The 8,459-nt window shown below is 57.1% G+C and carries 7 protein-coding genes; all 7 read left to right on the forward strand.

Annotated elements, in window-relative coordinates; translation table 11 throughout:
• On the forward strand, positions 1 to 931 hold a 931-nt coding region (locus FEM54_RS17490), incomplete at its 5' end, for an amidohydrolase (protein ID WP_138452139.1).
• A 141-nt stretch (positions 932 to 1,072) separates the two neighbouring features.
• Positions 1,073 to 2,485: an amidase gene (locus FEM54_RS17495; protein ID WP_138452141.1), complete on the forward strand. Its 1,413-nt coding sequence runs from the start codon at positions 1,073 to 1,075 to the stop codon at positions 2,483 to 2,485.
• A gap of 29 nt (positions 2,486 to 2,514) precedes the next feature.
• Complete coding sequence (locus tag FEM54_RS17500) at positions 2,515 to 4,416, forward strand: acyl-CoA synthetase (RefSeq protein ID WP_138452143.1); 1,902 nt, start codon at positions 2,515 to 2,517, stop codon at positions 4,414 to 4,416.
• 149 nt (positions 4,417 to 4,565) lie between these two features.
• Positions 4,566 to 5,558, forward strand: coding sequence for a DUF2157 domain-containing protein (locus tag FEM54_RS17505; RefSeq protein WP_138452145.1), 993 nt, complete (start codon positions 4,566 to 4,568; stop codon positions 5,556 to 5,558).
• Positions 5,555 to 6,583 (forward strand): hypothetical protein, encoded by a 1,029-nt coding sequence (locus FEM54_RS17510; RefSeq protein ID WP_138452147.1) that lies wholly within the window; start codon positions 5,555 to 5,557, stop codon positions 6,581 to 6,583. Before FEM54_RS17505 ends, FEM54_RS17510 begins: the two co-directional genes overlap by 4 nt.
• A gap of 150 nt (positions 6,584 to 6,733) precedes the next feature.
• A complete protein-coding gene (locus tag FEM54_RS17515) occupies positions 6,734 to 7,918 on the forward strand; it encodes an EAL domain-containing response regulator (RefSeq protein ID WP_138452150.1) in 1,185 nt (394 codons plus the stop codon).
• Between the two features lie 130 nt (positions 7,919 to 8,048).
• A partial coding sequence (locus FEM54_RS17520; protein ID WP_138452152.1) for a response regulator occupies positions 8,049 to 8,459 on the forward strand: 411 nt, incomplete at its 3' end.

Raw genomic sequence — 8,459 nt, forward strand, 5'->3', positions numbered from 1 at the left:
GCCGATCATTGAAAGAAACGGCTTGCCCTGGGCCAGCCGCCGTGAGGGCTTGATGCATGCCTGCGGTCATGATGGGCACACGGCAACCTTGCTCGCCGCCGCGGAACAACTGGCGCTGCACGCCGAGTTTGACGGGACGGTGAATGTGATTTTCCAGCCGGATGAAGAGGGCCTGACCGGCGCCAAGGCCATGATGGAGGATGGCTTGTTCCGGCGATTCCCGTGCGATGCTGTGTATGCCTTCCACAACATGCCGGGGTTCCCGGTGGGCCATGCGATCGTCAAGAGTGGTGGGGTCATGGCCTCGTCCGAACGGGTGTGCATCACATTGACTGGCCGTGGCGGGCATGGCGCGATGCCGGAGCGCAGCGTTGACCCGATTCCAGCATTGGCCAGCCTCATCAGCGCGTTGCAAACAGTGGTATCGCGCAATATCGGGGTTAACGATTCTGCGGTTATCAGCATCGGCAAGGTGCATGCCGGGACGGCCGTCAACATCATTCCGGAGACGGCGAAGCTGGAGTTGAGTGTGCGGACTCTTGATCCCCTGGTACGGGAGTTTGTCGAGCACCGTATTCGCAGCATTGTCGAGGGGCAGGCCGCTTCATTCGGGGTGAGTGCCCATATCGACTATCAATTGCTCGCGCCGGTGCTGGTGAACACATCTGCGGAAACCCAGCACATGCTAGAGGCGGCCAAACGGGCATTGGGTGCTGTCAATGTGCTGGAAGACGTGACGTTTAAAACCATGGGCAGCGAAGATTTTGCCTGGATGCTGCATGACGTGCCGGGTTGCTACTTCGGGTTGGGTAATGGTATCGGCGAGTTCAATGGTTGCTCGGTACATAACGATCACTATGACTTCAATGACGAACTGATCCCGTTGGGAGCAGCTTGTTGGGTGGCACTGGTGGAAGACTACCTGCGCTGAAATCACGTCCCTTGTAGGAGCGAGCTTGCTCGCGAAAAACTTGAAGCCGCCGTGTTGAATCTGGCTGCGCGCGTCATCGTTAACGGTTTTTGCGAGCAAGCTCGCTCCTACAGGGAGCAACAACATCATAAGGATTTCGCCATGACTCAATACACCGCCATTGCGGATATGAGCGCCGTTGAATTACTCGCGCATTTTCGCGCCAGGCGGCTGTCGCCCGTGGAAGTCACCGAGGATGCATTGGCCCGTATCGAACGGTTCAACCCTCTGGTCAATGCCTATTGCTATACCGACCCGCAAGGCGCGCTGGACACCGCACGCGCCGCCGAACAACGCTGGTTCAAGGGCGAACCCATCGGCGCACTGGATGGTTTGCCAACGTCTATCAAGGAGCTGACAGCAACCCGTGGCATGCCGACTCGCAAAGCCTCGCGGGTGATATCCGCTGACGGGCCGTGGGAGGAGGACGCTCCGATCACTACGTTTTTGCGCGAGGCCGGCGCGGTCATCCTGGGCAAGACCACCAGCCCGGAGTTCGGTTGGAAAGGCGTAACCGACAGTCCACTCTATGGCATCACCCGCAACCCCTGGGATGCGCGCATGACCTCGGGTGGTTCATCCGGTGGCGCGGCAGTGGCGGCGTCACTCAACCTTGGCGTACTGCACCAGGGCAGTGATGCCGGGGGCTCGATTCGCATCCCTGCCGGTTTCACCGGAACGTTCGGTTTCAAGCCCACGTTCGGCTATATCCCTCAATGGCCGGCCAGCGCCACGACCCTTGTCTCCCATTTGGGCCCTATGACCCGTACCGTGGACGATGCCGTGTTGTTTCTGCAAACCGTGGCCCGGCCTGACCCCAGGGACGGGTTGCTGGGGGCGCCACGGCAAGCGCCTTGGCTTCAGGGACGTGCAGACTTGCGCGGGCTGCGCATCGCCTACAGTGCGAACTTCGGTTATGTGCAGGTTGACCCACAAGTTGCCCGTTCGGTCGCGCAGGCCGTTGAACGTTTGGCGCAATTAGGTGCGCATGTCGAGGCGGTTGATCCAGGCTTCAGCAACCCGTTGGAACTGTTCAAAACCATTGTCAATGCGGGAGCCGTGGATCTGGCCAGGCAATTGAGCGATGCGCAAAAAAGCCAGCTTGATCCGGGCCTGTTGCGCTTTACGGAACAATGCCAGCACACCACCCTGGCGCAGTTCACCGCCGCCCAGTCCGAGCGTGCCGAGCTGGTAGCCCACATGAACAGTTTCCATACCCGCTACGACCTGTTGGTGTGCCCAATGTTGCCGATCATAGCGTTTGAGGCCGGGCACGACGTACCGCCGGGCTCAGGGATGGATGATTGGTTGAAATGGTCACCGTTCAGCTATCCCTTCAACCTGACACAACAACCTGCTGCGTCGTTGCCTTGTGGATTTTCAGATGAGGGCCTACCCATCGGGCTGCAGGTCGTTGGTGCAAGATTTGCAGACGACCAGGTATTGCGGCTGTGTCGAGCCTACGAACAGGCGTTTCCCACAACCCACCCGCAGGCGCCTATAGTTAAAAACTGAAATCGTCGTCCATCCAAAGGCCCAAAAACATGCGTGTACCTGTTTCCCTCGCCCGGTTGGGCGACATCGAAGCGTTTGAACAACAATATCCACTGGCCCAGCGTGATCTACCCACCAGCACCTATACCTTGCTACAGCGTTCGGCCGAGCGCTTTGGCGACCTGCCGGCCTTGTGTTTTCTGGCGACTGGCAGCGTCGAGGATCAGCCCTGGCGTATCAGTTACAACGAACTGTTCGCCAAGGTCACGCAAACCGCGAATGCCTTGCATCGTCTCGGCCTGCGTCCGGGACAGGCCGTCTCCTTTCTGCTGCCTAATTTGCCGCAGACCCACTTTGTGATCTGGGGCGGCGAGGCGGCTGGAATTGTGAACGCCATCAATCCGCTGCTGGAACCACAGCACATCGCTGAACTGATTCGAGCCTCCAACACCTCGGTGCTGGTCACGTTAGGGCCCTTTCCGGGTACCGATTTATGGCAAAAGGTGGCCGCATTGTCTGATTTGCTACCACAGCTTCCGACCATCGTGACGGTCGACCTGGCCAATCTGTTGCCAGAACCACAGCGCAGTGTGGTGAAGGCCAAACGTCCCCCGATGCCTGAAGGCGTATTGGACTTCGACGAACTTCTCGCCGCCGCCCCGGCGGACCATTTGGAAAGTGGACGTGTCATTCAGCCTGGCGACATCGCCTCCTATTTCCACACCGGAGGAACGACCGGCACGCCGAAACTGGCGCCCCATACCCACTTCAACGAGGTGGCGATGGCCGAGATCATTGGGTTGCACGGCCACTATGTCCCGGATGATGTGCTGCTGTGCGGCTTACCGCTGTTTCACGTCAATGGCGTGATGGTTTCGGGGCTTGCTGCCTTTCACCACGGCGTGCAGGTCTTGCTTGCTGGCCCCCAGGGGTATCGCAACCCGACCCTGTTCAAGGATTTCTGGAAGTTGGTGGAGCGTTACCAGGTCAGTAGTTTCAGCGGTGTGCCTACCATTTACGCGGCTCTGCTGCAGGTTCCCACCGACGCAAATGATATTTCGAGCCTGCGCTTTGCGCTCTGCGGCGCCGCGCCGATGTCGGTGGAGCTGATCCGCCAGTTCGCAGTCCGCACGGGGTTGCGCATCATCGAGGGGTATGGGTTGACCGAAGGCACGTGTGCCACTGCCTGCAACCCCTACGAGGGCGAACGGCGACCGGGCTCCATTGGCCTGCGCCTGCCGTATTGCCAGGTCAAGATCGTGGTGCTCGACAGTGATGAAACCTACCTGCGTGACGCCGCCACGGACGAGCCGGGCACCCTGTGCCTGCGTGGGCCGACGGTGTTCAATGGCTATCTGCAGACGGACAAGAACCTTGGCATTTGGGTGGATGGCGACTGGTTCAATACCGGCGACCTGGGGCGCATCGACGCCGATGGCTACATTTGGCTGACCGGCCGCAGCAAGGACTTGATCATTCGCGGGGGGCACAATATTGATCCGCAGATGATCGAGGAAGCGCTGCATCGTCACCCTGCGGTAGCCCTCGCAGCGGCCGTGGGCAAGCCCGACATCAAGGCCGGTGAACTGCCGGTGGTGTATGTGCAGCTCAAAGCCGGCGAGCACGCGACTGAGGCTAAATTGATGGAGCATGCCCAACAGCATATCCATGAGCGTGCAGCGTTGCCGAAAGACATCTGGCTGGTGGAGCACATTCCGTTGACTGCCGTGGGCAAGACCTTCAAGCCAGCATTGCGCCTGGATGCCATTCGCCGGGTGTTCGAAGAGGAAGTCGGGCAGGTCACTCGTGGCGCGCAGGTCGATGCGCGCAGTGATGAGCGCCATGGTCAGCGTGTGGATATCCGTATACCCAGCCTTAGCGTTTCGCAGCACCAGCAACTGAAGCAGCGGTTGGATGGCTACGCGGTGCGTTATGCCGTGCATTCGGCCTAAACCACAAAATGGAGTGGCAGAAGGCATCCGCTGGCCGGGAAAATTCCCGTAGACAATACTCTGGGACACCCGCCATTCTCTGCCAGACGTAACATCTGGCGTGGACCGTAATACGGTTCGCCCTTCATTTCCCAGGCAGGGCTGACCGCATGAGTAAATCGACCCGGCAATTGATGCTCGACGAAATTGCTGATTGGCAGCATCGGGGGCTGATCGACGGCGCTACCCGGCAGAGGCTGAGTGCGCCCTATCAGCGCCCGGGTCAACTGCTGTCCACGGTGTTGCAATGGTTGGGTATCGGCTCGGTGTTGCTGATAGGCATGGCGGTCCTGGGCGGTGTGAGCTACCTCAGTGAATCGGTCACGCTCGGTGTATTGTTGTTTTTTATCGTGGGTGTCGCGTTGTGGTGGGGCGGTGTGCGCTTGGCGCGTGATCCTGCCGGGCGTATGCCGGTGACCGGGGTGGCTATTTTGACTATCGGCCTGATGCTGATCGGTGGCAGCCTGTTGCTCGGCGGCATAGAAGACGAAGATGGCGGGCTGAATCGTGTCCCATTGGCGCTGCTGCTCACCGCTGTGCTGAGTGCTTGCACGGCCTACCGTTATCACTTGCGCTGGCCCTTGTTCTTGGGGCTGCTGTGCGTATTTCACGCGCTTGGCTCCTGGGAGCGTTACACCGGGGGTGGTTCGTACGACTTCGGTATCCAAGACCCGCGCCTCATGGCAGTCATCGCCGGGCTGGCAGCACTCCTGGGGTTATGGCACCAGCATGCGGAAGAAGGGCCGCTGCGCCACTGCCGTGGTTTTGGGCGGTTGTACGTGATTTTCGGACTGCTCTATTTCAATTGCTCATTATGGTTTCTCAGCCTGGAACGTTACGGCTGGTCCGAGTCTGCGCTATGGATACTGCTGTTCACACTTGGGGCGATCAGCCAGTTGGTGATAGGCGCTCGTTTCAAGCACCCCAGCTTCATCGGTTTCGGTGTGGTGTTTCTGGGGATTGACCTGTACACGCGTTTCTACGAATACGCTTGGGATCACCTGAGTGTCGTGAGTTTTTTTATTGCAGCCGGCGTGATGGGTATTGCCCTGGGGTGGCTGTTTGAGCGTGCGGCGCTGCGTGCCAAGGAGGATCGGTCATGAGCCTGGGTCGTCGTAATCGACAGGTGCGCAATGCTCTCGATCAGTGGCTGCGCGAAGAACAGATTGATCCAGCCGCTCACAGCCGCATCGGTGAGCTGTACCCCTTGACTCGCTGGGACTGGCGCTCACTTGGGCGTTGGTTTCTAACCTTCGGCGCCATCAGTGTGGCAGCAGGGCTGGTGCTGTTTCTGCGCGAACACCTGACGTTCACCTTACCCAAACTGGCGATCAGCCTGTCGCTCCTGACCCTGGGGCTTTTCGCCATTGGACGTTGGTTACCGGGCAAAGGCTTGCGGATGTTGGGCAGTACCGCAGAACTACTCGGCGGTTTTGGTCTGATCGGGGTAAGCGTTGCAGTGGGCATCATCTATTCGGACGGTTCCGGTAACTGGCCGGCGCTGCTGCTGGTCGACCTGCTGATACTGTTGATGCTCAGTTATGCGTTGGGCAACGTGTTGTTGCTGACATTGTGCACCGTGTTGTTTTTTTTCTGGTTTGGCGGCCGCAGCGGTTATGTGTCCGGCTGGGGCGCTTACTGGTTCGGTATGAACTACCCATTGCGCTTTCTTGGTGCAGGGCTGGTACTGGTAGCGGCGGGGGCCTTGCATCTGCGTGGTGAGACAGGGCTATTGGCACGCTATAGCGGCTTCGCCAAAGTGTGGATTTCCTGTGGTCTGTTTGTTGCCGAGATGGCTTTGTGGCTGCTGTCGTTGTTCGGCAGCTACGATTTGATCTACGGTCCGTGGCATTTTGCCGAGGACAGTGAGCTGCTGTTGTTCAACCTGCTCTGGGCCGGATTCAGTCTTGGCGTTTTTGCAGTGGGTCTGCGTCTGCGGTTCGGCATGTTGATGGGCTATGGCGCGACGTTTTTGATCATCCAGTTATACACCCTGTTCTTCACTCAGTTGGCTGAAACTCTGGGCTGGCTGCTCAGTTTGCTGATCGTCGGCGGCAGTTTGCTCATGCTGGTGATTTGGTTCGAGTCACAACGTCAGAGGCGTCGAGTGACGACCACCGCCGGCTGAGCAGGCATTGCGGTACTGTGGAAACGTCGGTCATTTAAAGCTGCTTAACCTCTAGGTGGTGAAAATTCCCTTGTCGCACAGGGAATTTTCCCCGGTCTTAAAGTGCTCAAGAACGTCAATATCTTCTCGCTCAATCAAAGAGGGTGAGAGATGAAGCCGGATTGCGTTCTCATTATAGAGAGCCATGTCTTTCAACGCGGGGTTTTGGTTAAGGCGCTGCAGCGCTTGGGCGTCAGATCCATTTTAGTAGCGGATGACACAGCGCAAGCGTTAGCGCATATGCAGGATGGCACCAGCATCGACATTGTCTTTTTTGACCTAGCCGATGGCGCACTCAATATGGTCGAGTTCTGGCAGCTTTCCCTGACGCTGAAAAGTGTTCGCGCTACGGTTTTATACAGTGACTTACAGCCTGATGTTTATCGCGCAGTTGCTCATATGAGTTCATTGTCGGGCATCAAATTACTGGGCGTTTTGGACAAGCCATTGCAGCTGGGCAGGCTCGAAAAGCTATTGAACTTCTTTGTCCAAACACAAAACATCTTGCCGGCCCATAAATCAATGACCCCAGATTTGCTGTCCCGCGAAGAGGTGTTGCGTGGCTTGGAGAAGGCCGAGTTTCGAGCCTGGTATCAGCCCAAGTTCAACCTACGTGACGGCACATTGTTTGGTGCTGAGGTGTTGGTACGGTGGAATCATCCCACCCAAGGTTTGTTGTTACCCAAGGATTTATTGGCGGCAGTATTGGGCCACGGCCTGATCAACGAGGTATTCGAGCAACTGCTTGACCAGGGTGTGGAGTTGTTATTCAAGCTGAAATCGCGAGGGATTTCGTTGCAGTTGGCTTTTAATCTGGCGGCCTCGCAGTTAAGCAGTGATGAGTTGTTCACGCATGTGGATTCGGTGCTGAAGCGACGAGGGCTGCCCGGTACGGCCTCGAAGTTTGAAGTGACCGAAAGGGGCTTGCTCGATCTGCCTCTGCCGGTACTGAACAATCTCAATGCTCTGCATCGACTTGGCTGTGGTTTGTCGATTGATGATTTTGGCATGGGGTTTTCGTCGCTTAGATTGTTGGCGCAGTTACCGTTCAGTCAGCTCAAGTTGGATGGGGTATTTGTACAGGATCTTTCGGATGCACGCAGCCGGGCGGTAGTGACCAGCAGCCTGGCACTGTCGGAAGCCCTGGGGATGGACCTTGTGATTGAGGGTGTTGCCACGCGTTGTATCAACGATACGCTCGTTAACCTCGGATGTTCTTTTGGCCAAGGGTTTCACTTGGCGATGCCCATGAAGGATCAGGATTTTTTCAACTGGATGGAGCGTTTTCAACCGTAGCAGGCTTTCAATAATCTTAAAAAGACGCCGTTGGCACATCAACGTTATCTGCGCTTAGGTAATCAGGCCGCGCGTAATAGCCAGTGCATATGTCCTGAATTGGCGGTACGTCGCTCGAAAAGAGGTTCATATGTTCAAAGCGTTAGTCGTAGATGATCACCCGTTTATTCGGGCATCTGTCAAAGTGGTTTTGGCCGCTGCACAATTTGAGGTGATCGCCGAGGCCGATAACGGTGTCGATGCCGTTCAGTTGGCACGCAAACATGTACCCGAACTGATTATGTTAGACATTTCCATGCCGTTGCTGGATGGGTTGGACGTTATCGGTCGAATTACTGATTTGGGGCTACCCAGTAAAATATTAGTGCTGACTGGACTTGAACCGGCATTTTATGCAAAACGCTGCATGAACGCTGGGGCCCATGGCTACATCTCCAAATCTGACGACTTGAAAGAGCTGAGTCGAGCGATCAAGGTGGTGATGGACGGCTATACGCACTTCCCGATTTTGAGCAGCAGCTCAGTACGGGGCGCTGACGTC

Source organism: Pseudomonas edaphica (genome assembly GCF_005863185.1).
Lineage (GTDB): Bacteria > Pseudomonadota > Gammaproteobacteria > Pseudomonadales > Pseudomonadaceae > Aquipseudomonas > Aquipseudomonas edaphica.